The 25,915-nt window shown below is 71.7% G+C and carries 17 protein-coding genes; 16 read left to right on the forward strand and 1 reads right to left on the reverse strand.

The annotated features are described in order from the left end of the window. The first annotated feature begins 222 nt into the window (after positions 1-222). From WA762_RS15775 to clpX, 3 genes are all read left to right on the forward strand, one after another. The gene (locus WA762_RS15775; RefSeq protein WP_335936370.1) at positions 223-828 is read left to right on the forward strand and encodes an ATP-dependent Clp protease proteolytic subunit; all 606 of its coding nucleotides are present in this window, start codon (positions 223-225) and stop codon (positions 826-828) included. Between the two features lie 92 nt (positions 829-920). Continuing rightward, positions 921-1,589, forward strand: coding sequence for an ATP-dependent Clp protease proteolytic subunit (locus tag WA762_RS15780; protein WP_335936332.1), 669 nt, complete (start codon positions 921-923; stop codon positions 1,587-1,589). Positions 1,590-1,765: 176 nt separating this feature from the next. Further along, positions 1,766-3,064 carry an ATP-dependent Clp protease ATP-binding subunit ClpX gene (gene clpX, locus WA762_RS15785; protein ID WP_335936333.1) on the forward strand — a complete coding sequence of 433 codons (1,299 nt, stop codon included), beginning with the start codon at positions 1,766-1,768 and terminating at the stop codon, positions 3,062-3,064. A 69-nt stretch (positions 3,065-3,133) separates the two neighbouring features. Here the strand turns inward: clpX and WA762_RS15790 are convergent, their stop codons facing one another. Further along, complete coding sequence (locus WA762_RS15790; RefSeq protein WP_335936334.1) at positions 3,134-4,159, reverse strand: hypothetical protein; 1,026 nt, start codon at positions 4,157-4,159, stop codon at positions 3,134-3,136. 163 nt (positions 4,160-4,322) lie between these two features. Between WA762_RS15790 and WA762_RS15795 the strand changes: the two genes are divergently transcribed. From WA762_RS15795 to WA762_RS15855, 13 genes are all read left to right on the forward strand, one after another. Beyond that, positions 4,323-6,971: a valine--tRNA ligase gene (locus tag WA762_RS15795; RefSeq protein ID WP_335936335.1), complete on the forward strand. Its 2,649-nt coding sequence runs from the start codon at positions 4,323-4,325 to the stop codon at positions 6,969-6,971. A gap of 134 nt (positions 6,972-7,105) precedes the next feature. Continuing rightward, complete coding sequence (gene folC / locus WA762_RS15800; protein WP_335936336.1) at positions 7,106-8,629, forward strand: bifunctional tetrahydrofolate synthase/dihydrofolate synthase; 1,524 nt, start codon at positions 7,106-7,108, stop codon at positions 8,627-8,629. Between the two features lie 3 nt (positions 8,630-8,632). Beyond that, the gene (locus tag WA762_RS15805; RefSeq protein ID WP_335936337.1) at positions 8,633-8,986 is read left to right on the forward strand and encodes a DUF4233 domain-containing protein; all 354 of its coding nucleotides are present in this window, start codon (positions 8,633-8,635) and stop codon (positions 8,984-8,986) included. A 185-nt stretch (positions 8,987-9,171) separates the two neighbouring features. Further along, on the forward strand, positions 9,172-9,585 hold the full coding sequence (ndk, locus tag WA762_RS15810) for a nucleoside-diphosphate kinase (protein WP_335936338.1): 414 nt from the start codon (positions 9,172-9,174) through the stop codon (positions 9,583-9,585). A 290-nt stretch (positions 9,586-9,875) separates the two neighbouring features. Then, positions 9,876-10,895: a rod shape-determining protein gene (locus WA762_RS15815; protein WP_335936340.1), complete on the forward strand. Its 1,020-nt coding sequence runs from the start codon at positions 9,876-9,878 to the stop codon at positions 10,893-10,895. 167 nt (positions 10,896-11,062) lie between these two features. Beyond that, on the forward strand, positions 11,063-12,103 hold the full coding sequence (mreC, locus tag WA762_RS15820) for a rod shape-determining protein MreC (protein WP_335936341.1): 1,041 nt from the start codon (positions 11,063-11,065) through the stop codon (positions 12,101-12,103). A gap of 11 nt (positions 12,104-12,114) precedes the next feature. Next, entirely contained in the window at positions 12,115-12,774 is a 660-nt protein-coding gene (gene mreD / locus WA762_RS15825) for a rod shape-determining protein MreD (RefSeq protein WP_335936342.1), read from the forward strand. Between the two features lie 115 nt (positions 12,775-12,889). Beyond that, positions 12,890-15,055: a penicillin-binding protein 2 gene (gene mrdA / locus WA762_RS15830; protein WP_335936343.1), complete on the forward strand. Its 2,166-nt coding sequence runs from the start codon at positions 12,890-12,892 to the stop codon at positions 15,053-15,055. Next, entirely contained in the window at positions 15,055-16,245 is a 1,191-nt protein-coding gene (gene rodA / locus WA762_RS15835) for a rod shape-determining protein RodA (protein ID WP_335936345.1), read from the forward strand. The genes mrdA and rodA overlap by 1 nt, the downstream gene beginning before the upstream one ends. A 124-nt stretch (positions 16,246-16,369) precedes the next feature. Then, entirely contained in the window at positions 16,370-17,908 is a 1,539-nt protein-coding gene (locus WA762_RS15840; RefSeq protein WP_335936346.1) for a CYTH and CHAD domain-containing protein, read from the forward strand. Between the two features lie 183 nt (positions 17,909-18,091). Further along, the gene (locus WA762_RS15845; RefSeq protein WP_335936348.1) at positions 18,092-20,029 is read left to right on the forward strand and encodes a TIGR03960 family B12-binding radical SAM protein; all 1,938 of its coding nucleotides are present in this window, start codon (positions 18,092-18,094) and stop codon (positions 20,027-20,029) included. A gap of 354 nt (positions 20,030-20,383) precedes the next feature. After that, positions 20,384-21,166 (forward strand): TIGR03936 family radical SAM-associated protein, encoded by a 783-nt coding sequence (locus tag WA762_RS15850; RefSeq protein ID WP_335936349.1) that lies wholly within the window; start codon positions 20,384-20,386, stop codon positions 21,164-21,166. 233 nt (positions 21,167-21,399) lie between these two features. Next, complete coding sequence (locus WA762_RS15855; RefSeq protein WP_335936350.1) at positions 21,400-25,479, forward strand: Rne/Rng family ribonuclease; 4,080 nt, start codon at positions 21,400-21,402, stop codon at positions 25,477-25,479. Positions 25,480-25,915 lie beyond the last annotated feature (436 nt).

Consider the following 25,915-nt stretch of genomic DNA (forward strand, 5'->3'; position numbering starts at 1 on the left):
CTTGGACCGCCCGCCGGGCGGCGCGGGAAGCCCCACAACCCTTGTGCGGACTGCGGACCTTGCGCTCCCAGCGAACAGTCGCGGAAGCGGGATGGCGTTGCCCCACCTGCGCGTTAGGGTCCATGAATAGGAAGGGCAGGGGAGTTTCCGCCCCACCCGGTAGGAAGACGCTGAGACGGCCGGAGCCGTCAGAGACGAGCAGGTGGATACGTGACGAATCCGATGCCCTACGCCGCAGGAGAGCCGTCCCTCGGTGGAAACCTCGGCGACCAGGTCTACAGCCGGCTTCTCGGCGAGCGCATCATCTTCCTCGGCCAGCAGGTCGACGACGAGATCGCCAACAAGATCACCGCGCAGCTGCTCCTCCTCGCCGCCGAGCCGGACAAGGACATCTACCTCTACATCAACAGCCCCGGCGGCTCGGTGACGGCCGGCATGGCGGTCTACGACACCATGCAGTACATCCCGAACGACGTGGTCACCATCGGCATGGGCATGGCGGCCTCGATGGGCCAGTTCCTGCTGACCGGCGGCGCCGCGGGCAAGCGTTTCGCGCTCCCGAACACCGACATCCTCATGCACCAGGGCTCGGCCGGCATCGGCGGCACGGCCTCCGACATCAAGATCCAGGCCCAGTACCTGCTGCGCACCAAGCAGCGGATGGCGGAGATCACCGCCCGTCACTCCGGCCAGACGGTCGAGACCATCATCCGCGACGGCGACCGCGACCGCTGGTACACGGCGGAGGAGGCCAAGGAGTACGGCCTCATCGACGAGATCATCTCGTTCGCGTCGGGCGTTCCGGGCGGCGGCGGCACCGGCGCCTGATCCGGCAGCACCGGATCGGCTCCGCGCCGCGCGCACCTCTCGTACGCCGAGACCCCCAGCCACAGAACGCCACCAGGACGGTGAACTCTCTCATGAACAACTTCCCCGGCGCCTCCGCGAGCGGCCTCTACACCGGCCCGCAGGTGGACAACCGCTACATCGTGCCGCGCTTCGTGGAGCGGACCTCGCAGGGCGTACGCGAGTACGACCCGTACGCGAAGCTCTTCGAGGAGCGCGTGATCTTCCTCGGCGTGCAGATCGACGACGCCTCGGCCAACGACGTCATGGCCCAGCTGCTGTGCCTGGAGTCGATGGACCCGGACCGCGACATCTCCGTCTACATCAACAGCCCCGGCGGCTCGTTCACCGCGCTCACCGCGATCTACGACACGATGCAGTTCGTGAAGCCGGACATCCAGACCGTCTGCATGGGCCAGGCCGCCTCCGCCGCGGCCGTGCTGCTGGCCGCGGGCACCCCCGGCAAGCGCATGGCGCTGCCCAACGCGCGCGTGCTGATCCACCAGCCGTCCTCGCAGACCGGCCGCGAGCAGCTCTCCGACCTGGAGATCGCGGCCAACGAGATCCTGCGGATGCGCACCCAGCTGGAGGAGCTGCTGGCCAAGCACTCCACCACCCCGCTGGAGAAGATCCGCGACGACATCGAGCGCGACAAGATCCTGACCGCCGAGGACGCCCTCGCCTACGGTCTCATCGACCAGATCGTGTCGACCCGCAAGAGCGCGGCCGGAGCGGCCGCCTGACGTCGGTCTTCACCCCTTGGCGCGGTGGTTTCGGGCGGTTTCGGGACGCTTGGACCGCGCGAACCGCGTGAACCGCGCCAAGGGGGGCCCGAACGGGGGGCAAGGCAAGGTACCGTCGGATAGAGGCACCAGGAGCCGCTGAACCAAGCTGCTCCCAGGCGAAGGGGAAGCACCTCGTGGCACGCATCGGTGATGGCGGCGATCTGCTCAAGTGCTCGTTCTGCGGAAAGAGCCAGAAGCAGGTGAAGAAGCTCATCGCGGGACCCGGTGTGTACATCTGCGACGAGTGCATCGATCTCTGCAACGAGATCATCGAGGAGGAGCTCGCGGAGACCTCCGAGGTGCGGTGGGAGGAGCTTCCCAAGCCGCGCGAGATCTACGAGTTCCTCGAAGGGTACGTCGTCGGGCAGGAGCCCGCGAAGAAGGCCCTCTCGGTCGCTGTGTACAACCACTACAAGCGGGTCCAGGCGGGCGAGAACGGCGGCGCGCAGGGCCGGGACGACGCCATCGAGCTGGCCAAGTCCAACATCCTGCTGCTGGGCCCCACCGGCTCCGGGAAGACGCTGCTCGCGCAGACCCTGGCCCGCATGCTCAACGTCCCGTTCGCCATCGCCGACGCGACGGCGCTGACGGAGGCCGGCTATGTCGGCGAGGACGTCGAGAACATCCTGCTCAAGCTGATCCAGGCCGCGGACTACGACGTCAAGAAGGCCGAGACCGGGATCATCTACATCGACGAGATCGACAAGGTCGCCCGCAAGAGCGAGAACCCGTCGATCACCCGCGACGTCTCCGGCGAGGGCGTCCAGCAGGCCCTGCTGAAGATCCTGGAGGGCACCACCGCCTCCGTGCCGCCGCAGGGCGGCCGGAAGCACCCGCACCAGGAGTTCATCCAGATCGACACGACGAACGTGCTGTTCATCGTGGGCGGCGCGTTCTCCGGCCTGGAACGGATCATCGAGTCCCGCGCGGGCGCCAAGGGCATCGGCTTCGGCGCGACGATCCGCTCCAAGCGGGAGATCGAGGCGAGCGACCAGTTCCAGGAGGTCATGCCGGAGGACCTGGTGAAGTTCGGGATGATCCCGGAGTTCATCGGCCGTCTTCCCGTCCTCACCTCGGTCCACAACCTGGACCGCGAGGCCCTGCTCAAGATCCTCGTCGAGCCGCGTAACGCGCTGGTGAAGCAGTACCAACGCCTCTTCGAACTCGACGGCGTGGAGTTGGACTTCGACCGCCCGGCCCTGGAGGCCATCGCCGACCAGGCGATCCTGCGCGGCACCGGGGCGCGCGGACTGCGGGCCATCATGGAGGAGGTCCTCCAGTCCGTGATGTACGAGGTGCCGTCCCGCAAGGACGTCGCCCGCGTCGTCATCACCGCGGACGTCGTCCGCGACAACGTGAACCCGACGCTGGTCCCGCGCGAGCCCCGCGCGATCGGCAAGAACGACGGCGGCCGCCACGAGAAGTCCGCGTAGCGGCCCGCACACCCGAGGGGCGCCCGGCAGATCCGTCTGCCGGGCGCCCCTCGTGGTGTCGTGGTGCGGTCAGAGCTTGGTGCGGGAGGTGTTGTAGAGCTTGGCGGTCAGGGCGGCCAGGTCGTCCTGGGACATCGGCTTCTCGGTCAGGGCCCCGCCGACGTCCAGGCCGACGACCACGCCCACCGTGCTGTAGTCGGCCCACACGCAGACGGGCGTGAGGAACTCCTTGGGACCCTTGGCGGCCGTCCCGTCACCTTCCTCGTTGACGACCTTGAGGTTCTGGCACTTCATCAGCGCGCCCTTGAAACCGGACGGAGTGACCTGCTCGGCGCTGCCGACCAGCGAGACCTTCGAGTCGTCGGTCTTCTCCACCTCCTGCTTGGCGCTCATGAAGGAACCGTCGATGACCTTCGCCGGATCGGTGACTTCGCCCCATGTGCCGGTGAGGGAGAGGAACTTCGCGGTGAGCGGATTGTCCTCGCTGCCGCTGAGGTACTCGGCGCCGGCCTTCTGGGGGTTCTTGATGCCCATGGCCTCGGCCCGGGACTTCTGCTCGCCGGTCATCGGTCCCGAAGGTTCGGAGGCCGAGGAGCCGGTGCTCTTCTTGAAGTCGTCCACCGACGCCGCCGGCGTCAGCTTGTACCCCTTGGTGGAGTCCGCGACGTCGCTGTTGCTCGCGCCGCCGTCGCCCGACAGCGCGAAGTACACCCCGCCGCCGATGACCGCGAGCGCCAGCACGACGCCGCCGACGATCAGACCGGTCTTCTTCTTCGGCTGGGCCGGGGGCGCCGGCATCTGGCCGCCGTACGGGGGAGCGGGCGGCTGCTGGCCGTAGGGGCCGGGCTGCTGCGGGTGGCCGTAACCCGGCTGGGGCTGCTGCGGGGGGACGCCCTGCGGGCCCGGTGCCTGCTGCGGGTAGCCGTAGCCGGGCCGGCCGCCGTACGGGCCGGGCTGCCGGCCGTACGGGCCCGGCTGGCCGGGCGGCTGCTGGCCGTAGGGTCCCGGCTGGCCCTGGGGCGGCGGGCCGCCGTACGGCCCCGGCTGGCCCTGGGGCGGCGGGGGCCCGTACGGTCCCGGCTGGTTGTGGCTCATGTGCGGTGTCCCCTGTTCGGAAGTGCTCATCGGAGTGCGGCGATGTGCTTATACGTTTCGAACATCCTGACGGAAGGGGCGTTCGTATGGGCGATCGGGGCGTACACCGTTACGGAACCAACCTGATTCAGCACACGCCTGTGACGGCCGTAAACTGTCCCCCGTGACCGAGAACACTCAGCAGACGCCAGCCAGCAACCCCGAACTGCCGACCCAGTACGCACCGGCCGAGGTAGAGGGGAAGCTGTATGAGCGCTGGGTAGAACGGGGTTACTTCGAGGCCGACGAGCACAGCGAGAAGCCGCCGTACTCCATCGTCATCCCCCCGCCGAACGTCACCGGCAGCCTGCACCTCGGGCACGCCTTCGAGCACACGCTGATCGACGCCCTCGTCCGGCGCAAGCGGATGCAGGGCTTCGAGGCGCTCTACCAGCCGGGCATGGACCACGCCGGCATCGCCACCCAGAACGTCGTCGAGCGCGAGCTCGCCAAGGAGGGCAAGTCCCGCCACGACCTGGGCCGTGAGACGTTCGTCGAGCGCGTCTGGCAGTGGAAGAACGAGTCCGGCGGCCAGATCTCCGGCCAGATGCGCCGGCTCGGCGAGGGCGTCGCCTGGTCCCGCGAGCGCTTCACCATGGACGAGGGCCTGTCCGTCGCCGTCCAGACCGTCTTCAAGAAGATGTACGACGACGGGCTGATCTACCGCGCCGAACGCATCATCAACTGGTGCCCGCGCTGCCTCACCGCCATCTCGGACATCGAGGTCGAGTACCAGGACGACGACGGCGAGCTCGTCTCGATGACGTACGGCGAGGGCGAGGACACCATCGTCGTCGCCACCACCCGCGCCGAGACGATGCTCGGCGACACCGCCGTCGCCGTCCACCCCGACGACGAGCGCTACCGGCACCTGATCGGCAAGCAGATCAAGCTGCCGCTGACCGACCGCACGATCCCCGTCGTCGCCGACCACCACGTCGACCCCGAGTTCGGCACCGGCGCCGTGAAGGTCACGCCCGCGCACGACCCGAACGACTTCGAGATCGGCAAGCGCCACGACCTGCCGTTCCTCACGGTCATGGACGAGCGCGCCGTCATCACCGTCCCCGGTCCGTTCGAGGGCCTGGACCGGCTGGAGGCCAGGTCCGCGATCGTCGCCGCGCTGCGCGCCGACGGCCGGATCGTCGCCGAGAAGCGCCCGTACGTCCACTCCGTCGGCCACTGCTCGCGCTGCAAGACCACCGTCGAGCCGCGCCTGTCGCTCCAGTGGTGGGTCAAGGTCGCGCCGCTCGCCGAGGCGGCCGGCGACGCCGTCCGCGACGGCAAGGTCAAGATCCACCCGCAGGAGATGGAGAAGCGCTACTTCGACTGGGTCGACGACCTCCACGACTGGTGCATCTCGCGCCAGCTCTGGTGGGGCCACCGCATCCCCGTCTGGTATGGCCCGAACGGCGAGGTCGTCTGCGTCGGACCCGACGACGAGGTCCCCACGGGCGAGGGCTGGACGCAGGACTCCGACGTCCTGGACACCTGGTTCTCCTCCGGCCTGTGGCCGTTCTCCACGCTGGGCTGGCCCGAGAAGACCGACAGCCTCGCGAAGTTCTACCCGAACTCCGTCCTGGTCACCGGCTACGACATCCTCTTCTTCTGGGTCGCCCGGATGATGATGTTCGGCCTGTACGTCAACGACGGCGTCCCGCCGTTCCACACCGTCGTCCTGCACGGCATGGTCCGCGACGAGTTCGGCAAGAAGATGTCGAAGTCCTTCGGCAACGTCGTGAACCCGCTGGACTGGATGGACAAGTACGGCTCCGACGCGCTGCGCTTCACCCTGGCGCGCGGCGCCAACCCCGGGGTCGACGTCCCGATCGGCGAGGACTGGGTCCAGGGCTCCCGCAACTTCGCCAACAAGATCTGGAACGCCACCCGCTTCGCGCTGATGAACGGCGCGACGGTCGAGGGCGACCTGCCGCCCGTCGAGAAGCTGTCGGTGACCGACCGGTGGATCCTGTCTCGGCTGGGCAAGACCGTCGCCGAAGTCGACGCGTTCTACGACGACTTCCAGTTCGCCAAGCTCAGCGAGGCGCTCTACCACTTCGCGTGGGACGAGGTCTTCGACTGGTACGTCGAGCTGTCCAAGACCACGTTCTTCGCGGGCGGCGAGCAGGCGAAGGTCTCCGGCCGGGTCCTCGGCGAGGTCCTCGACGTGATGCTGCGGCTGCTGCACCCGGTCGTCCCGTTCGTCACCGAGACGCTGTGGACCACGCTCACCGGCAAGGAGTCCGTCGTCGTCGCCGACTGGCCGTCGGCGGTGACCGTCCCCGGGGCCGACGCCCCGGGCGGCTTCCGGGACGCCGCGGCCGAGCAGGAGATCGCGCTGGTCCAGCAGGTCGTCACCGAGGTCCGCCGGTTCCGCTCCGACCAGGGCCTGCAGCCCGGTCAGAAGGTCCCGGCCCGGCTCACCCTGGACGGCACGGCGCTGGCCCCGCACGAGGCGGCCATCCGCCAGGTGCTGCGCCTCCAGCCCGCCGGCGAGGGCTTCCAGGCCACCGCGTCGCTGCCGGTCGCCGGGGCCACCGTCGCCCTCGACCTGTCCGGCACCATCGACGTCGAGGCCGAGCGCAAGCGGCTGACGAAGGACCTGGGCGCCGCCGAGAAGGAGAAGGCCCAGGCCGCCGCCAAGCTCGGCAACGAGGCGTTCCTCGCCAAGGCCCCGGACAACGTGGTCGACAAGATCCGCGGCCGGCTCGCCAGGGCCGAGGCCGACATCGAGCGGATCGCCGCCCAGCTGGCGAACCTGCCGCAGGGCTGAGCCGTCGGCATACGAGGCCCCCGTGCTCCCGCGCCGCGGGAGCACGGGGGCCTCACCGCGCCGGACGCGCGCCGCGGCTCGGCGCGCCCTCGGGTGCCGCGCACGTCGCCCGCGCCGGTCCGTAGACTGGCCCCGTGAGTGAGCCCCGCCCTTCCGACCGGCACGACGCCTCCGAGCCCGACGACGCCTTCGCGGAGATCGTCGACGAGGCGACCCAGCGCGACCCCGACCTGGCGGTGATCGAGGCCGGGAGCCGTACGCTCCGCACCCGGTCCGGACCGCCGCAGGGCCAGGACGTCCCCGCCCGACCCGCCGACCCCGAGGTCGACAAGGCGCTGCGCGAGGTGGAGCGGGAGCTCGCCGGGCGCTGGGGCGAGACCAAGCTGGAGCCCTCCGTCACGCGCATCGCCGCTCTGATGGACGTCCTCGGCGAGCCGCAGCGCGCGTACCCCTCGATCCACATCACCGGCACCAACGGCAAGACGAGCACCGCCCGCATGATCGAGGCCCTGCTCGGCGCCTTCGACCTGCGCACCGGCCGCTACACCTCGCCGCACGTCCAGTCCATCACCGAGCGGATCAGCCTGGACGGCGCGCCGATGGACCCCGAGCGGTTCATCGAGACCTACCGGGACATCCAGCCGTACGTGGAGCTGGTCGACAGCCGGCAGCCCTACCGGCTCTCGTTCTTCGAGGTGCTGACGGGCATGGCGTACGCGGCGTTCGCCGACGCGCCGGTCGACGTCGCCGTCGTCGAGGTCGGCATGGGCGGCAGCTGGGACGCGACCAACGTCATCGACGCCCCGGTCGCCGTGGTCACCCCCATCTCGCTGGACCACACCGACCGGCTGGGCGCCACGCCCGCCGAGATCGCCGGGGAGAAGTCCGGGATCATCAAGCGGGACGCGACGGTCGTCCTCGCCCAGCAGCCGGTCGACGCCGCCCAGGTCATGCTGAAGAAGGCCGTCGAGGTGGACGCCACGGTCGCCCGCGAGGGCATGGAGTTCGGCGTGGTCTCCCGCGAGGTCGCCGTCGGCGGCCAGCTGCTGACGCTGCGCGGGCTGGGCGGCGAGTACGAGGACGTCTTCCTCCCGCTGTACGGCGCCCACCAGGCGCACAACGCGGTGGTGGCGCTCTGCGCCGTGGAGGCGTTCTTCGGAGTCGGGGCCGAGCGGCCCGGACCGCTCGACGCCGACACGGTCCGCGCGGCGTTCGCCTCGGTGATCTCGCCGGGCCGCCTCGAAGTGGTCCGCTCCAGCCCGACCGTCGTCCTGGACGCCGCGCACAACCCGGCGGGCGCCCGGGCCACGGCCGACGGGATCACCGAGTCCTTCGGCTTCTCCCGGCTCATCGGCGTGGTCGGGGTCAGCGACGACAAGGACGTCAAGGGCCTGCTCGAAGCCTTCGAGCCGATCATGGCCGAGGTCGTCGTCACCCAGAACTCCACCCCCCGCGCGATGGACGCCGACGCCCTGGCCGCCCTGGCCGTCGAGGTCTTCGGCGAGGAGCGCGTCCAGGTCGAGCCGCGCCTCGACGACGCGCTGGAGGCGGCCATCACCCTCGCCGAGGAGGAGGCGGAATTCGCGGGCGCCGGTGTGCTGGTGACCGGTTCCGTGATCACCGTCGGCGAGGCCCGACTGCTTCTGGGAAGGCGCTGAACCGTGCGAATGCTCTGCGCGTCGACGCTGATCGGCGAATTCTTCGTGATCGGATTCGCCGGTCTCGTCGCGATGAAATCCGACGACCTGACCACCGCCACGGTCTGGACGGTCTGCGGCATCGGCATGCTGCTCTCCGTGCTGCTCTGCGGGATGATCGGCCGCCCCGGCGGCGCACAGCTCGGCTGGGCCCTGCAGATCGCCCTGGTGGCCAGTGGATTCTTCGTGCCGATGATGTTCGTCCTCGGGGTGGTGTTCGGCGGTCTGTGGTGGGCCTCCGTCCACTACGGGCGCGAGATCGACGAGGCGAAGGCCCGCTGGGCCGCCGCGCAGGAACCGGCCGAGGGCGTGTCGTGACGCCGGCGCCAGCCGCCCGGAGGACGCCCGCGCCGCCCGCCCGGGGAAGGGGAAGGCCATGCGGCGTCCCGGCACCGGACGGTGACTGATTTCGCATCCTTTGGCCAAACCCGCTCGCGGGTCCGTCCCCGTACCCCTGTAGCCTCGCCTCACCGCACTCGCATGCCCGCAAGGAGCCGCACACCATGACCCAGCGCACCCTCGTTCTGCTCAAGCCCGACGCCGTCCGGCGCGGACTCGTCGGCGAAATCGTCGGGCGGATCGAGCGCAAGGCCGGCTGGCGGGTCACCGCGCTGGAGATGCGCACCCTCGACCGGGCCACCCTGGAGCAGCACTACGCCGAGCACGTCGGCCGCCCGTTCTACGAGCCGCTCGTCGAGTTCATGCTGTCCGGCCCCGTCGTGGCGCTGGTCGCCGAGGGCGAGCGGGTCATCGAGGGCGTCCGCACGCTGGCCGGCCCCACCGACCCGATCGCCGCCGCGCCGGGTTCCATCCGGGGCGACTTCGGCACGATCGTCCGGGAGAACCTCATCCACGCCTCGGACTCGGAGGAGTCCGCGGAGCGTGAACTGAAGCTTTTCTTTCCCGGAGTCTTCTGATCCCGAATCAGCCGAACAGCGCTCATGACCTGGGGCGACCGAATTAATTCGGTCGCCCTTCGGTATAGGAACCCGGGTCGCGGGAACGCATCACTTCGACGTAACGTCACCATGAGTGGAACGGTCACCCGTTCCGCCCGCAATGGCGAAGGACCCTCGCGCGGTGTCGGTGCACACGGCACTACGATGGAATCTTCCACGCCCACAGCGCTCACCTCGCCGACCAGAACAAGCCATCGTCGCTTTCCTGGACGGCCCGACGCATCCTCATGGGGAACAAGGGGAACTCAATGTCGTTCATCGGTCGTGACATGGCTATCGACCTCGGGACTGCCAACACGCTGGTGTACGTCAGGGGGCGCGGCATCGTACTGAACGAGCCGTCCGTCGTGGCCATCAACACCAACACCGGCGGCATCCTGGCGGTCGGTTCCGAGGCCAAGAAGATGATCGGGCGCACACCGGGCAACATCGTCGCCGTGCGCCCGCTGAAGGACGGCGTGATCGCCGACTTCGAGATCACCGAGCGGATGCTCCGCTACTTCATCCTGAAGATCCACAAGCGCCGTTACCTGGCCCGCCCGCGGGTCGTGGTCTGCGTGCCCTCCGGCATCACCGGGGTCGAGCGCCGCGCCGTCATCGAGGCGTCGACGCAGGCCGGAGCTCGTCAGGTGCACATCATCGAGGAGCCCATGGCGGCGGCCATCGGTTCCGGGCTGCCGGTCCACGAGGCCACCGGCAACATGGTCGTCGACATCGGCGGCGGCACCACCGAGGTCGCGGTCATCTCGCTCGGCGGCATCGTCACCGCCCAGTCGATCCGGGTCGCCGGCGACGAACTGGACAACGCGATCATCCAGCACATCAAGAAGGAGTACTCGCTCCTCCTCGGCGAGCGCTCCGCCGAACAGATCAAGATCACCATCGGTTCCGCGGACGACCTGAAGAAGGACGAGCACACCGAGATCCGGGGCCGCGACCTGGTCTCCGGGCTGCCCAAGACCGTGGTCATCTCGGCCGCCGAGGTCCGCAAGGCCATCGAGGAGCCGGTCAACGCGATCGTCGACGCCGTGAAGACCACCCTCGACAAGTGCCCGCCGGAGCTCTCCGGCGACGTCATGGACCGCGGCATCGTCCTCACCGGCGGCGGCGCGCTGCTGCGCGGGCTGGACGAGCGGCTGCGGCGCGAGACGGGCATGCCGATCCACATCGCGGAGGACCCGCTGGACTCGGTGGCCCTCGGATCCGGCAAGTGCGTCGAGGAGTTCGAGGCGCTCCAGCAGGTGCTGGACGCCCAGCCCCGCAGATAGCGGGCGCCCGGCACGGCCCGCGGGCGGGGGACCGCGCGCGGGACGGCGACACGGGAACCGCACGAGAACAACACAGCGGTCTGCCGTGCGGACCACAGCGGCTCCGCACGGCCGATCGCTGGTATACAGGCACGAACATTCCGACGAGGAAGGCACGGCCGCCGCACGTGAGGGACACACGAGAGAGCCGGCTGCTCCTGGTGCTGCTGATCGCCATCGCGTTCGCACTGATCACGGTGGACATCCGGGGCGGCGAGGGATCACCGGTGGACGGCGCCAGGCGGGCCGCCGCCGCGGTCTTCGGCCCGGTCGAGAACGGCGTCGCGGCCGCCGTCGACCCGGTGGGCAACGCCATAGGAGCGGTGCGCGACTCCGGCAACCGGCACAACCGCATCGCCGAACTGGAGCGCCAGAACGCCGCGCTCAAGACCACGCTCGGCAGCGACGACCGCAACCGCAACCGGGTCCGCGAGCTCGACAGGATGCTGAAGAAGTCGGCCGCCGGGCAGTACGGCATCAAGGCCGCCGAGGTCATCGCCATAGGAGCCGCCCAGGGCTTCTCCTGGACGGTCACCATCGACGCGGGCTCCCGCGACGGCATCGAGCGCGACATGACCGTCATCAACGGCGACGGACTCGTCGGCCGGGTCACCACCGTCGGCCCGGAGACCGCCACGGTGCTCCTCGCCAACGACCCCGACTTCACCGTCGGCACCCGCATGGAGAAGACCGACGAGCTGGGCTTCGCCACCGGCCAGGGCTCCCGCCCGCTGTCCGTCCAGTTCCTCAACGGCAAGGCCAAGGTGAGGAAGGGCGACCGCCTGGTCACCTTCGGCTCGAGCAAGGGCAAGCCGTTCGTGCCGGGCGTCCCGGTCGGGGAGGTCGTCCGCGTCGACCCGTCCGGCGGCGGCCTCACCCGCACCGTCTACGTCCGCCCGTACGTCGGCTTCACCAAGCTCGACATCGTCGGCATCGTCGTCCAGGCCCCGCGCCACGACCCCCGGGACATGGTCCTGCCCAAGGCCCCGCCCAAGCCCGCCAAGCCGAAGCCCACGCCGACCGTCACCGTGACGATCTCGCCCAACGGCGACATCGTCGACACCGACGGCAACGTCGTCGGCAACATCCACGAGAGCCCGAGCCCCAGCGGCGGCCCGGACCCCAGCAGCAGTGCGGGCGCCGGCACCGCGGTCGACGAGCAGAGGTAGAGCTGATCCCCATGCGTCTGAACCGGATTCTGCTCTCCACCGTCCTCGTCGTGGCCGCCCTCGTCCTCCAGGTCTCGGTCCTCGCCCGCCTCCAGCTCCCCGGCGCCGTGCCCGACCTGCTGCTCCTCGTCGTGCTCGCGCTCGCCTTCGTGTACGGGCACGTCAGCGGCGCCCTGATCGGCTTCGGCGCGGGCCTGCTGGCCGACCTGGCGCCGCCCGCCGACCACGCGGCCGGGCGCTACGCCCTGGTCCTCTGCGTCATCGGCTATCTCGCCGGACTGGTGAAGCCGGAGAACGGGCAGCTCAAGTCGGCCGCCGTGCCCATGGTCGCGGTCGTCGGCGCGGCGATCGGCTCGACCCTGCTCTACGCCCTGGTCGGCGCGCTCGTCGGGGACACGGCGGCCCGCCATGTGGGCCTGGGCAGCCTGCTGTTCACCGCCGCCCTGTACGACCTGCTGCTGGCCCCGTTCACCGTGCCGCTGATCATGGCCGTCGCCAGACGCACGGTGAACGACCCGGTGGCCGAGGCGTCCGGCGGCGACGTCTCCTCCGGCTGGCTCGCCTCCGGCACCGGACTCAGGGTCGGCGACCAGCGCGGCGGACTGCGCGTCAGGGCCGCCCGCGGCCGCGCGTCACGCGCCGGACGGATCAAGGGAGTCAAGCGACTGTGAGGCCGCACCACCGAGCGGGCGCCCCGGGCCCGCGCCGCACGTCCCGCGTCCCGGGCGCTCCGCGCGCCTCCCGCATCCCCCGTACCGCCGGCCCGACCACCACCGGGGGCGCCCCGTGAGCAACATCCCCGAGACCGGCCGGACCTCCCGGGTCCGGGTCCGGCTCGTCGTCATCCAGGTCCTGGTGTTCTCCCTGCTGTTCACCCTCGGCGGGCGGCTCTGGTACCTCCAGATCCGCAACGGCCGCGAGTACAGCGACGAGGCGAGGAACAACCACGTCCAGCAGGTCGTCCAGCCCGCCGTCCGCGGCGCCATCCTCGACGCGCGCGGCGTGCCCCTCGCCGACAACGAGACCCGGCTGGTCGTCTCCGCCAGCCGCACCGAGCTGCTGAAGATGAAGGACGACGGCAAGGACGTGCTGACCCGGCTCGCCGGCGTGCTCGGCATGAAGCCGCAGGAGATCATGGACAAGGTCCGGCTCTGCGACGCCAAGACCCCGCAGCCCTGCTGGAACGGTTCGCCCTACCAGCCGATCCCGGTCACCGACGAGGCCACCACCCAGCAGGCCCTCACCATCCGGGAACGCGCCGAGGACTTCCCCGGCATCACCGCCGAGCCCACCGCCGTGCGCCGCTACCCCGCACCCGGCAAGGCCAACGCCGCCCAGGTCCTCGGCTACCTCTCGCCGGTCACCGACGAGGAGATCACCAAGGCCCAGAAGACCGACTCGCCGTATCTGCGCTCCGACCAGGTCGGCCGCTCCGGCCTGGAGCGCACCTACGACAAGGAGCTGCGCGGCAAGGCCGGGGTCACCCGCTACGAGGTCGACAACCTCGGCCGGGTCATCGGCGAGGCGAAGAACGACGAGGCGCAGCCCGGCTCGACCGTGGTCACCTCCATCGACGCCCGGGTCCAGGCCGTCGCCGAGTACGAGCTCAACGAGGCGATGAAGACGGCCCGTCAGTCGTTCGACAAGAACACCGGCGAGAACTACAAGGCCGACTCCGGCGCCGTCGTCGTCATGGAGGCGAAGACCGGACGCGTCGTGGCGATGGCCTCGCTGCCCAACTACGACCCCAACGCCTGGGTCGGCGGCATCTCCGTCAAGGACTACGCCAAGCTCACCGGCCCCAAGTCCAACTTCCCGCTGCTGAACCGGGCGATCCAGGGCCAGGCCGCCCCCGGCTCGATCTTCAAGGTCATCTCGTCGACCGCCGCGGTCAACGCCGGCTACCCGTTCGACGGCCACTACCCCTGCCCCAGCTCGTACAACATCGGCGGCCAGGTCTTCAAGAACTTCGAGTCCCAGGGCTACGGCGACATCACCATCGGCCGCGCCCTGGAGGTCTCCTGCGACACCGTCTACTACGGCATCGCGCACAAGGAGTGGCAGAAGGACGGCGGCAACAAGCCGAAGAAGCACCCCAAGGACTGGTTCTACAAGACCGCCCACGAGTTCGGCCTCGGCAAGGAGACCGGCATCGATCTCCCCAACGAGGTCAGCGGCCGGGTCCCCGACCGCGAGTGGAAGAAGAAGTTCTACGAGGCGAACAAGGACGCCTGGTGCAAGCAGGGCAAGAAGGACGGCTCGTACGTCGAGAAGATCGCGTACGAGAACTGCCTCGAGGGCGACAGGATGCGCGCCGGTGACTCCGTCAACTACTCGATCGGCCAGGGCGACACCCTCGTCACCCCGATCCAGATGGCCACCATCTACGCCGCGATCTCCAACGGCGGCACCCTCTACGACCCCACCGTCGGCAAGGCGATCGTGAGCGGCGACGGCAGGACCGTCCAGGAGATCAAGCCCGAGTCGCACGGCAAGCTGCCCTTCTCGCGCAAGACCCGCGACCACATCGACGAGGCGCTCGCCGGCGTCGCGACCCGCGGCTCGGCCGCCTGGCGGTTCGGCGGCTGGCCGCAGGACAAGATCCCGATGCACGCCAAGACGGGTACGGCGGAGGTCTACGGCAAGCAGACGACCTCCTGGTTCGCCACGTACACCAAGGACTACTCGATCGTCATGACGATCTCCCAGGGCGGCACCGGCTCCGGCGCCTCCGGGCCCGCCGTGCGCAACATCTACGACGCCATCTACGGCCTCGACGACTCCGGGAAGCAGGACCTGAAGAAGGCGCTGCTGCCCACCCCGCAGAAGTCCCTGCCGAAGATCCAGTCGGACGGCTCCATCGACGCCCCGGAGATCAAGCCCTACAACCCGGCCTCGCAGAAGACGCCCGAGGAGCAGACCCTCGCCGCGATCGTGGGGAGGCGCGACTGATGGCCGGCTTCTCCGTCTCGCGCTACACGCCCGAGCGCTCCGCCTGGGGCAAGCTCGTCGCCCGCGACTCCGTCGTCCGCCGGCTCGACTGGCCGCTGCTGGGGTCCGCGCTCGCGCTCTCGTTCATCGGCTCGCTGCTGGTCTGGTCGGCGACCCGGGGCCGGGACTCGCTCACCCACGGCGACCCGTACTACTTCCTGTTCCGGCACGTCCTCAACACCGGCATCGGCCTCGCCCTGATGGTCGGCACCATCTGGCTCGGCCACCGCACCCTGCGCGGGGCCGTGCCGATCCTGTACGGCCTGTCGGTGCTGTTCGTGCTGGCGGTCCTCACCCCGCTCGGCGCCACCGTCAACGGCGCGCACGCCTGGATCATCATCGGCGGCGGCTTCTCCATCCAGCCGTCCGAGTTCACCAAGATCACCATCATCCTGATCATGGCGATGCTGCTCGCCGAACGCGTCGACGCGGGCGACCAGCTCCACCCGGACCACCGGACCGTCGCCAAGGCGCTGGGCCTGGCTGCCGTGCCGATGGCGGTCGTGATGGGGATGCCGGACCTCGGCTCGGTGATGGTCATGGCCGTCATCGTGCTCGGCGTGCTGCTGGCCTCGGGGGCGTCCAACCGCTGGGTCTTCGGCCTGCTCGGCACGGGGGTGGCCGGCGCGGTCGCGGTCTGGCAGCTCCACCTGCTCGACGAGTACCAGATCGCCCGCTTCGCCGCCTTCGCCAACCCGGCGCTGGACCCGGCGGGCGTCGGCTACAACACCAACCAGGCCCGCATCGCGATCGGCTCCGGCGGCCTCACCGGGACCGGACTGTTCCAGGGCACCCAGACCACCGGTCAGTTCGTCCCCGAGCAGCAGACCGACTTCGTCTTCACCGTCGCGGGCGAGGAGCTCGGCTTCCTCGGCGCCGGGCTGATCCTCGTCCTGCTCGGCGTCGTGCTGTGGCGCGCCTGCCGGATCGCCCACGAGACGACCGAGCTGTACGGCACGATCGTCGCCGCCGGGATCATCGCCTGGTTCGCCTTCCAGTCGTTCGAGAACATCGGGATGACGCTCGGCATCATGCCGGTCGCCGGACTCCCGCTCCCGTTCGTGTCGTACGGCGGCTCCTCGATGTTCGCCGTCTGGGTCGCCGTCGGGCTGCTCCAGTCGATCAGGGTGCAGCGGCCGATAAGCGCCTGAGCGGGGCCCGGAGCGGACCCGGGGCGGACCGGGGCGGGACCCGGGCGGCCCGGGCGGGCGCGGGACCGGCGCGGGCGGTCCCGGAGGGCTGCCCATATCGGGGCAATCCGTCTAGATTCGGTCTATGGCGGACTCGAAACGCGAGATCGAGCGGAAGTACGAAGCCACCGCGGAGACCCGGCTCCCCGACCTGAGCCGGGTGGCCGGGGTCTCGTCCGTCGTCCACCGGGGCGTCACCGCACTGGACGCCGTCTACTACGACACCGAGGACCTCCGGCTCGCGGCCGGTTCCGTCACGCTGCGCCGCCGCACCGGCGGGGACGACGCCGGCTGGCACCTCAAGTTCCCCGTCGCCTCCGGCATCCGCGACGAGCTGCGCGAACCGCTCTCCGACACCCCGCCGCCCGCCCTGGCCGGACTGCTCCGCTCCAGGGTCCGCGACGGGACGCTCGTCCCCGTCGTCCGGCTCCGCACCTCCCGTGACGTCCACCGGCTGACCGGCGCCGGGGGCGCGCCGCTGGCCGAGGTCTGCGTCGACGCCGTGCGCGCCGAACGGCTGGCCGGCGGCACGGGCACGGCGGACTGGACCGAGATCGAGGTCGAGCTGGCCGACGACGCCGACCCCGCCCTCCTGGACGCCGTCGGCAGACGGCTGCGCAAGGCCGGCGTCCGCCCGTCCGCGGCGCCCTCCAAGGCGGCCCGGGCACTGGCCGAGACCGCGCCGGAGGACGGCCGGGGGACCGGACCCGGGCCGGAGGGCCGGAAGGCGGCCGCCCCGGTCAGCGCGGGCGACCACGTCCTCGCGTACCTGCGCGCCCAGGCCGAGGCGATCGTCGCCCTCGACCCCGCCGTGCGCCGCGGCCTGCCCGACTCCGTGCACCGGATGCGGGTCGCCACCCGCAGGCTCCGCAGCGCGCTGCGGACGTACCGGAGGGTCCTCGACCGGGACGTCACCGATCCGATCGGCACGGAGCTGAGGTGGCTGGCCGCCGAGCTCGGCATCGACCGCGACCAGGAGGTCCTCGACGCCCGGCTGCGCGCGCGTCTCGACGCCCTGCCCCGCACCCTGGTCCTCGGCCCGGCCCGCGCCCGGCTGCGGATCTGGTCGACGACCCGCCGGGGCGGCTCCCGGCGGCGCACCGCGGCCGTGCTCGACGGCGAGCGCTATCTGGCCCTGCTGAACCGTCTCGACGCGCTGCTCGCGGACCCGCCGCTGCGGCCCGCCGCCGCCCGCGCCCCCCGGCGCGTCCTGTCCCGCGCCGTGCTCAAGGAGTACGGCCGGCTCGCGGCCCGTACCGGCCGCGCCCTGGAACTCCCGCCCGGCGACGACCGCGACCGCGCCCTGCACGACGCCCGCAAGGCCGCCAAGCGCGCCCGGTACGCGGCGGAGGCCGCCGGCCCCGCGCTGGGCCGGCCGGCCGAGCGGTTCGCCGCCCGGATGAAGGCCCTGCAGACCCTCCTCGGCGACCACCAGGACGCCGTGGTGGCCCGCGGCGCCCTGCGCGCCCTCGCCGTCCAGGCGTACGCGGCGGGGGAGCAGACCTTCACCTGGGGGCTGCTCCACGGACGCGAGGAGGCGGCCGCCGCCGAGGCCGAACGACGGCTGCCTCAGGTGTGGCGGCGGGCCTCGCGGCCGAAGACGCGCCGGGCCCTGGGCGGCTGACCGCGACGGGCGCGGCCGGGCGGCGGGGCGGGGAAGCGGGGCGGGGGACGAGCGCGCGAAGGCCCCGGCGGCGGGGTGACGGGCGCCGGCCCGCGGCCTCCGGACGGCCGAGCGGACGGCGTGGGGACGCCGGGCGTCGCGGTACGCTGGATGGTCATCCATGCCGGCTCACGAAAGTTCGCGATGTCTGTCGATTCGTCTGTCGATTCGGTCTTCCCACAGCTCGAAGCTCTGCTCCCGCATGTGCAGAAGCCCATCCAGTACGTCGGCGGTGAGCTGAACTCCACCGTCAAGCCGTGGGACGAGTGCGACGTCCGCTGGGCGCTGATGTACCCGGACGCGTACGAGGTCGGACTGCCCAACCAGGGCGTCATGATCCTCTACGAGCTGCTCAACGAGCGCGAGGGCGTCCTCGCCGAGCGCACCTACAGCGTGTGGCCCGACCTGGAGGAGCTGATGCGCGAGCACCGGGTCCCGCAGTTCACGGTCGACAGCCACCGCCCGGTCAAGGCGTTCGACGTCTTCGGGCTGAGCTTCTCCACCGAGCTCGGCTACACCAACATGCTCGCCGCGCTGGACCTCGCGGGCATCCCGCTGGAGGCCCGGGACCGCACGGCCGACGACCCGATCGTGCTGGCCGGCGGCCACGCCGCGTTCAACCCCGAGCCGATCGCGGAGTTCATCGACTGCGCCGTCATCGGCGACGGCGAGCAGGCCGTCCTGGAGATCACCGACATCGTCCGCGCCTGGAAGGCCGAGGGCCGCCCCGGCGGGCGCGAGGAGGTCCTCCTCCGTCTCGCGAAGACCGGCGGCGTCTACGTCCCGGGCTTCTACGACGTCGAGTACCTCCCGGACGGGCGCATCGGCCGGGTCGTGCCGAACCGGTCGGGCGTGCCGTGGCGGGTGTCCAAGCACACCGTGATGGACCTCGACGAGTGGCCGTACCCGAAGCAGCCCCTCGTCCCGCTCGCCGAGACCGTCCACGAGCGGATGTCCGTCGAGATCTTCCGCGGCTGCACCCGCGGCTGCCGCTTCTGCCAGGCCGGCATGATCACGCGCCCCGTGCGGGAGCGAAGCATCACCGGCATCGGCGAGATGGTCGACCGCGGCCTCAAGGCGACCGGCTTCGAGGAGGTCGGCCTGCTCTCGCTCTCCTCCGCCGACCACACCGAGATCGGCGACATCGCCAAGGGCCTCGCGGACCGGTACACCGACGACAAGATCGGCCTCTCGCTGCCCTCCACCCGCGTCGACGCGTTCAACGTGGACCTGGCCAACGAGCTGACCCGCAACGGTCGCCGCTCCGGGCTCACCTTCGCCCCCGAGGGCGGCTCCGAGCGGATGCGCAAGGTCATCAACAAGATGGTCTCGGAGGAGGACCTGATCCGCACGGTCGCCACCGCGTACGGCAACGGCTGGCGCCAGGTGAAGCTGTACTTCATGTGCGGGCTGCCCACCGAGACCGACGAGGACGTCCTCCAGATCGGTGACATGGCGGTCAACGTGATCGCCAAGGGCCGGGAGGTATCCGGCCAGAACGACATCCGCTGCACGGTCTCCATCGGCGGTTTCGTGCCCAAGCCGCACACCCCGTTCCAGTGGGCCCCGCAGCTGAGCGCCGAGGACACCGACGCCCGGCTCGCCAAGCTCCGCGACAAGATCCGCGGCGACAAGAAGTACGGCCGCTCCATCGGCTTCCGCTACCACGACGGCAAGCCCGGCATCGTCGAGGGCCTGCTCTCGCGCGGCGACCGCCGCGTCGGCTCCGTGATCCGCGCGGTCTACGAGTCCGGCGGCCGCTTCGACGGCTGGCGCGAGCACTTCAGCTACGACCGCTGGATGATCGCCGCCGGGAAGACGCTGCCCGAGCACGGCGTGGACGTCGACTGGTACACCACCCGCGAGCGGTCCTACGAGGAGGTCCTGCCCTGGGACCACCTGGACTCCGGCCTGGACAAGGACTGGCTCTGGGAGGACTGGCAGGACGCGCTCGACGAGACCGAGGTCGAGGACTGCCGCTGGACCCCGTGCTTCGACTGCGGCGTCTGCCCGCAGATGGACACCAGCATCCAGATCGGCCCCACCGGCAAGAAGCTGCTGCCGCTCATGGTGAAGCAGTGACGCCGACGCGGTAGCCCGCGCACCGCGTCCCCGCCGCCGGGCGGGGGCGCGGAACGGCCCCCGGAAGCGCCGTGACGCCCGGCGGACGCGGGCGGCGGACCGGGGCCGGACGAGCCCTGGGAACCAGGGAGCGCCCTTGCGCGTACTCTGGGTACTGCAACGACTGTGCCCAGCGCGGCGCCCGTACCAGAGATCTCCCCGGCCGGAGAGAAGAACGCCGGACCGGGGTGAGCCGGACCGGGCACCCCGGGCCACCCCGCATTTCGTGGGCGGCATGCCACCGCGTCCGCCCCGCACCGAGGAGAAGAAGCACTGGGCAAGCGACAGCCCGAAGGCCCGCCGCCAGCACCGGCGGTGCAGCGCATCCGACTGCGCTACACCAAGCGCGGACGCCTCCGGTTCACCAGCCACCGCGACTTCCAGCGGGCCTTCGAGCGGGCACTGCGCCGCTCCGAGGTGCCGATGGCCTACTCGGCGGGGTTCACCCCCCACCCGAGGGTGTCGTACGCCAATGCCGCCCCCACCGGCACGGGCAGTGAGGCGGAGTACCTGGAGATCGCCCTCGCCCAGGCGCGGGACCCGGAGGTGCTGCGCGGGCTGCTGGACGCCTCGCTGCCGGACGGGCTCGACATCGTCGAGGCCGTGGAGGTCCGTACTTCGGGCTTCGCCGACCGGCTGACCGCGTCCGTGTGGGAACTGCGTCTCGACGGGGTTTCCGCAGAGGAGGCGGCCAAGGCCGTGGAGGTCTTCGACGGCGCGGAGACCGTCGAGGTGCAGCGCCGGACGAAGAACGGCGTGCGGACCTTCGACGCCCGCGCCGCCGTGGTGGAACTGCGGGTCGCCGATCCGCGGCCCGATGGGCCCGAGGGCCGGCCCTGTGCGATACTGCGGCTGGTTGTACGGCACGTGACACCTGCCGTCCGACCCGACGACGTCCTCTCCGGTCTCCGTGTCGTGGCCGACCTGGCGCCGCCGGTACCGGTAGCGGTGACCAGGCTGGCGCAGGGGCTCTTCGACGAGGAGTCCGGCACGGTGACCGACCCGCTCGCGCCCGACCGCGAGGCAGCCCCGGCCGTTTCGACCACGGCCGCCGGGACCGCCGTCGCGACGGCGCCGGAAGGTATGGATTCCGCGTAGGACGGTCGTTGCGGCGCGGTTCCTCGACTCGGGAGCCACCTGGGTCGGACCGCGCGATGAACCGACAAGACTTTCGCCAGGCCGTGCGCACAGCGCGTACGGAACCGGCGAGCCAGACACTGAAGCTCCCGTGCGGCGCCCGCGCCCCGGACGGCGGTACCGCGCACATCACGCGGCCGTACCGGACCGGAATCAGGCGCGGCGCCCGGGAGCCCGACGGGAGAACCGCCCGCATGCCTCAGGCAAACGAACCCGGCGAGACCGGGATCACCGAAGAGAACAACGCCCCCGGCGACAAGCTGCCGCCGCGCCGCAGGCGCCGCGCCGCGTCCCGCCCGGCGGGCCCGCCGGTGACGGAGGCGCAGGACACCGGCGCCCCGGCCATACCGGCCGAAGCCGCGGCGACCGCCGCCCCCGCCGTCGCCGCGCAGGCCGACGGCGCCCCGGAGGCGGAGGCCGCGCCGCCCGCGCGCCCGCGCCGTCGGGCCGTCCGCAAGGCGACGTCCCCCGCGGGCGCGCCGAAGACCGCCGAGGCGGTGTCCGAGCCGTCGGCCGAGGTCGTCGCGGAGGGCGTCGCCGAGCCCGCCGCCGAGGCCGTGGAGGCGCCGCCGGCGCGTACGCGTCGCCGTGCGGTGCGCAAGGCGACCGCCCCGGCCGGTTCGCCGAAGACGGCCGGGATCGTCGAGGCGGCCGAGCCCGCCGACGCCGTCGAGGACGAGGAGAGCGCCGAGGAGGAGGCCCCCGCTGTGGAGCCCGCCCCCGCGCCGCGCGGCCGTGCCCGGCGCAGGGCGTCGGCCCCGGCCGGTGCGCCGCGCTCCGTCGAGGCGTCCGCCGGGACGGTGACCGAGGCCGTCTCCGAGCCGTCGGCCGAGGCCGTCGCGGAGGGCGTCGCCGAGCCCGCCGCCGAAGTCGTGGAGGCGCCGCCGGCGCGTACGCGTCGCCGTGCGGTGCGCAAGGCGACCGCCCCGGCCGGTTCCCCCGAGCCCGCCGCGGACGCCGCCGCGAGCCGGCCCGAGCCCGGGACCGCCGCCGCGGCCCCGGCCGCCGAGCCCGTCGCCCCGGCGGTGGAGCCCGTGACCCAGGCCGAGGACGCCGCGCCGCACGGCCGCCGTCGCCGCCGGGCCACCGCGGCCGCGGGCCGGCCCGAGTTCACCGGCGGCCCGCAGGCCGCCGAGCCCCGGACCGCCGGCGAGGACGAGGAGCCCGCCCGCAAGGGCCGCCGCGCCGCGCGTCCCGCCGTCGCCGTGTTCCAGGCGCCGGTCTTCACCGAGCCCATGTTCCAGACGCCGGAGACCGCGGCGGCCGCCGCTGCCGCCTCGCGGCACGCCGAGGCCGAGGCCGAGGAGGAGCACGAGGCCGAGGCCGCGTCGTCGGCCGGCCCGCGCCGCCGCCGTCGCCGTCGCGGCGAGGCCGTCGAGCCCGAGCAGGCCGCCCCCGCGGTGGAGGAGCCCGCCGAGGACGAGTCCGAGCAGGAGCCCGAGGAGGCGGTCGACGCCGAGCACGAGGGCGAGACCGACGAGTACGGGGAGCGGCCCGCGCGCCGTCGCCGCCGGGGCGGCCGCCGCCGCCGTCGTGGGGAGAGCCACGAGGGCGAGGAGACCGCCGAGCAGCACGACGAGGAGGCCGCGCCCGCCGACCACGCCGAGGACGAGCAGGAGCACGTCCAGGAGGCCGAGGCGGAGGAGGAGGCCGAGCACGAGCACGAGGAGGCCGCCTCCGGCGCGTCCAGCACCAGCCGCCGTCGCCGCCGCCGCCGCCGTCGCAGCGGTGACCTCGCCGCCGACGCCGAGACCGGCGCGGACGACCCCGAGCGCACGGTCGTCAAGGTCCGCGAGCCCCGCAAGAAGGAGGAGCGGGAGCCGGGCACGGGCTTCGACGAGGTCCAGTCCATCAAGGGCTCGACCCGCATGGAGGCGAAGAAGCAGCGCCGCCGCGAGGGCCGTGAGCAGGGCCGCCGCCGTGTCCCGATCATCACCGAGGCCGAGTTCCTGGCCCGCCGCGAGGCCGTCGAGCGCGTGATGGTCGTCCGCCAGAACGGCGAGCGCACCCAGATCGGCGTCCTCGAGGACAACGTGCTCGTCGAGCACTACGTCAACAAGGAGCAGGCCACCAGCTACGTCGGCAACGTCTACCTGGGCAAGGTGCAGAACGTCCTGCCGTCCATGGAGGCCGCGTTCGTCGACATCGGCAAGGGCCGCAACGCCGTCCTGTACGCCGGCGAGGTGAACTTCGAGGCGCTCGGCATGGCCCACGGGCCGCGCCGCATCGAGACCGCGCTCAAGTCCGGCCAGTCCGTCCTCGTCCAGGTGACCAAGGACCCGATCGGCCACAAGGGCGCCCGCCTGACCAGCCAGGTCTCGCTGCCCGGCCGCTACCTGGTCTACGTGCCCGAGGGCTCGATGACCGGCATCAGCCGCAAGCTGCCCGACACCGAGCGGGCCCGGCTGAAGACCATCCTCAAGAAGATCGTCCCCGAGGACGCGGGCGTCATCGTCCGCACCGCCGCGGAGGGCGCGAGCGAGGAGGAGCTGCGCCGGGACGTCGAGCGGCTGCAGCAGCAGTGGGACGACATCCAGAAGAAGGCCAAGGGCACCACCGGCTCCAACACGCCGACGCTGCTCTACGGCGAGCCGGACATGACCGTCCGGGTCGTCCGGGACATCTTCAACGAGGACTTCTCCAAGGTCATCGTCAGCGGCGACGACGCGTGGGAGACCATCCACGGCTATGTCTCCCAGGTGGCCCCGGACCTGACGGATCGTCTGTCCCGGTGGACCTCCGAGACCGACATCTTCGCGACCTACCGGATCGACGAGCAGCTGATGAAGGCGCTGGACCGGAAGGTCTACCTGCCCAGCGGCGGCTCGCTGGTGATCGACAAGACCGAGGCGATGGTCGTCGTCGACGTCAACACCGGCAAGTTCACCGGCCAGGGCGGCAACCTCGAGGAGACCGTCACCAAGAACAACCTGGAGGCGGCCGAGGAGATCGTGCGCCAGCTGCGGCTGCGCGACCTCGGCGGCATCGTCGTCGTCGACTTCATCGACATGGTGCTGGAGTCCAACCGGGACCTGGTGCTGCGGCGACTGCTGGAGTGCCTGGGACGCGACCGTACGAAGCACCAGGTCGCCGAGGTGACCTCGCTGGGCCTGGTCCAGATGACCCGCAAGCGCGTGGGGCAGGGGCTGCTGGAGTCCTTCTCCGAGCCGTGCGTCCACTGCAACGGGCGCGGCGTCATCGTGCACATGCCGCAGCCGGCCTCGATCGGCGGCGGCAACGGCAAGCGCGCCAAGAAGCGCGGCCGCGGCGGCGCGGGCCACGAGCACGACCACGAGCACGGAACCGAGCAGGTGGCGGAGGCCCCGGCCGGGACCGGCGCCGAGGCCGAGACCGAGGCGGAGGTCGCCGCCGAGGCGGCCGCCCCGGTCGCGCTGCCCGAGCCGGAGTTCGCCCCGGACGAGGAGCTGTACAGCAGTGCCGCCGAGGCCGAGGCGGCCGCCGCGCGCGGTCGCGGCCGTCGCCGTGCGACCCGTAAGGCATCGGCCCCGGCCGGGGCCCCGAAGGCCGCCCCGGCCCCTGCCCCGGTGACCGAGCCGGAACCGGCCGTGGTCGCGGAGCCCGCGCCGGCGGCGGAGCCCGAGCCGGCCGCCGCGCCCGTGGCCGCCGAGGCGCCCGCCGCCGAGGCCCCCCAGGGCCGTACGCGCCGGAGGGCGACCCGCAAGGCGACCGCCCCGGCGGGCTCGCCGGCCCCGGCCGAGCAGCTCGTGCCGGCCGAGGAGACGGTGGTCGTGGTGGTCCCGGTCGACGCCGAGGCCCCGGCGGCCGAGGCCGTACCGGAGCTGGTCGTCGCCGAGACGCCCGTTCCCGAGGCGGCCGTCGCCGAGACGCCCGTTCCCGAGGCGGCCCCGCCCGCGCGGCCCCGTCGCCGCGCGACCCGCAAGGTCACGGCTCCCGCGGGCTCGCCCGCCGGGGCGGACGCTGCGGAGATCGTCGTGGTGACCGCCGGCTCCGCGCCGGAGACCGGGTCCGAGCCCGCCGCCGAGGCGGCCGGGACCGCGGAGGCCCCGGCGGCCGAGGCGACCGAGGTGGCCGAGGCTCCGGCCAAGAAGACGGCCCGCAAGACCGTCAAGAAGGCCCCGGCCAAGAAGGCGGCCGCCAAGAAGACGGCCGCCAAGAAGACCACGACGGCCAAGAAGACCGCCGCGAAGAAGACGACGGCGAAGAAGACGACGACGAAGAAGGCGGCGGCGAAGAAGACCGTCGCGGCCGAGCAGTCGTCACAGCCGTCCGTGTCGGCCGGAGCGGAGAGCTGACGGCCGGCTGACGACGGCGAGAGGAAAGCCGCCGGAACACGCCGAAGAGGTGCGGCCCGCACCTGCGGGCCGCGCCTCTTCGGCGTGCGCGCCGCGCCTCTTCGGAGCCGGGGGCCATGCCTGTGAGACGCGATCGGGGCGGCCGCGGTTTCCCTCTGTGGGGCACGTCTCAGCGGCCATAACCTGAGCGAAACATGCCGTGAAAAGCCTGATAATGTGACGCAGCTGATGTGGGCTATGTCATTCCTGAGAATGTTCATCAGCATGTCAGTCCGCTTCCGGCAGGACGAATCACCCTCTATGTCCCAGACATGCCACTCCTGGGTCAGGAGGGTGATTTAAGCGCAATATATCGTTACAGAATCGGCCATGCGTCGAGGCGGCGGAGCCCCGTGCCGGCATTCGCGTGCCTCGGGAATCGTCGTCGGTCACAACT

Source organism: Streptomyces tyrfis (genome assembly GCF_037034285.1).
Taxonomy (GTDB): domain Bacteria; phylum Actinomycetota; class Actinomycetes; order Streptomycetales; family Streptomycetaceae; genus Streptomyces.

Coding starts and splice junctions, on each gene's coding strand:
- WA762_RS15775 (WP_335936370.1), top strand. CDS start 223: ATGCCCTACGCCGCAGGAGAGCCGTCCCTCGGTGGAAACCTCGGCGAC.
- WA762_RS15780 (WP_335936332.1), top strand. CDS start 921: ATGAACAACTTCCCCGGCGCCTCCGCGAGCGGCCTCTACACCGGCCCG.
- WA762_RS15790 (WP_335936334.1), bottom strand. CDS start 4,159: ATGAGCCACAACCAGCCGGGACCGTACGGGCCCCCGCCGCCCCAGGGC.
- ndk (WP_335936338.1), top strand. CDS start 9,172: ATGACCCAGCGCACCCTCGTTCTGCTCAAGCCCGACGCCGTCCGGCGC.
- WA762_RS15815 (WP_335936340.1), top strand. CDS start 9,876: ATGTCGTTCATCGGTCGTGACATGGCTATCGACCTCGGGACTGCCAAC.
- mreD (WP_335936342.1), top strand. CDS start 12,115: ATGCGTCTGAACCGGATTCTGCTCTCCACCGTCCTCGTCGTGGCCGCC.
- rodA (WP_335936345.1), top strand. CDS start 15,055: ATGGCCGGCTTCTCCGTCTCGCGCTACACGCCCGAGCGCTCCGCCTGG.
- WA762_RS15840 (WP_335936346.1), top strand. CDS start 16,370: ATGGCGGACTCGAAACGCGAGATCGAGCGGAAGTACGAAGCCACCGCG.
- WA762_RS15845 (WP_335936348.1), top strand. CDS start 18,092: ATGTCTGTCGATTCGTCTGTCGATTCGGTCTTCCCACAGCTCGAAGCT.
- WA762_RS15855 (WP_335936350.1), top strand. CDS start 21,400: ATGCCTCAGGCAAACGAACCCGGCGAGACCGGGATCACCGAAGAGAAC.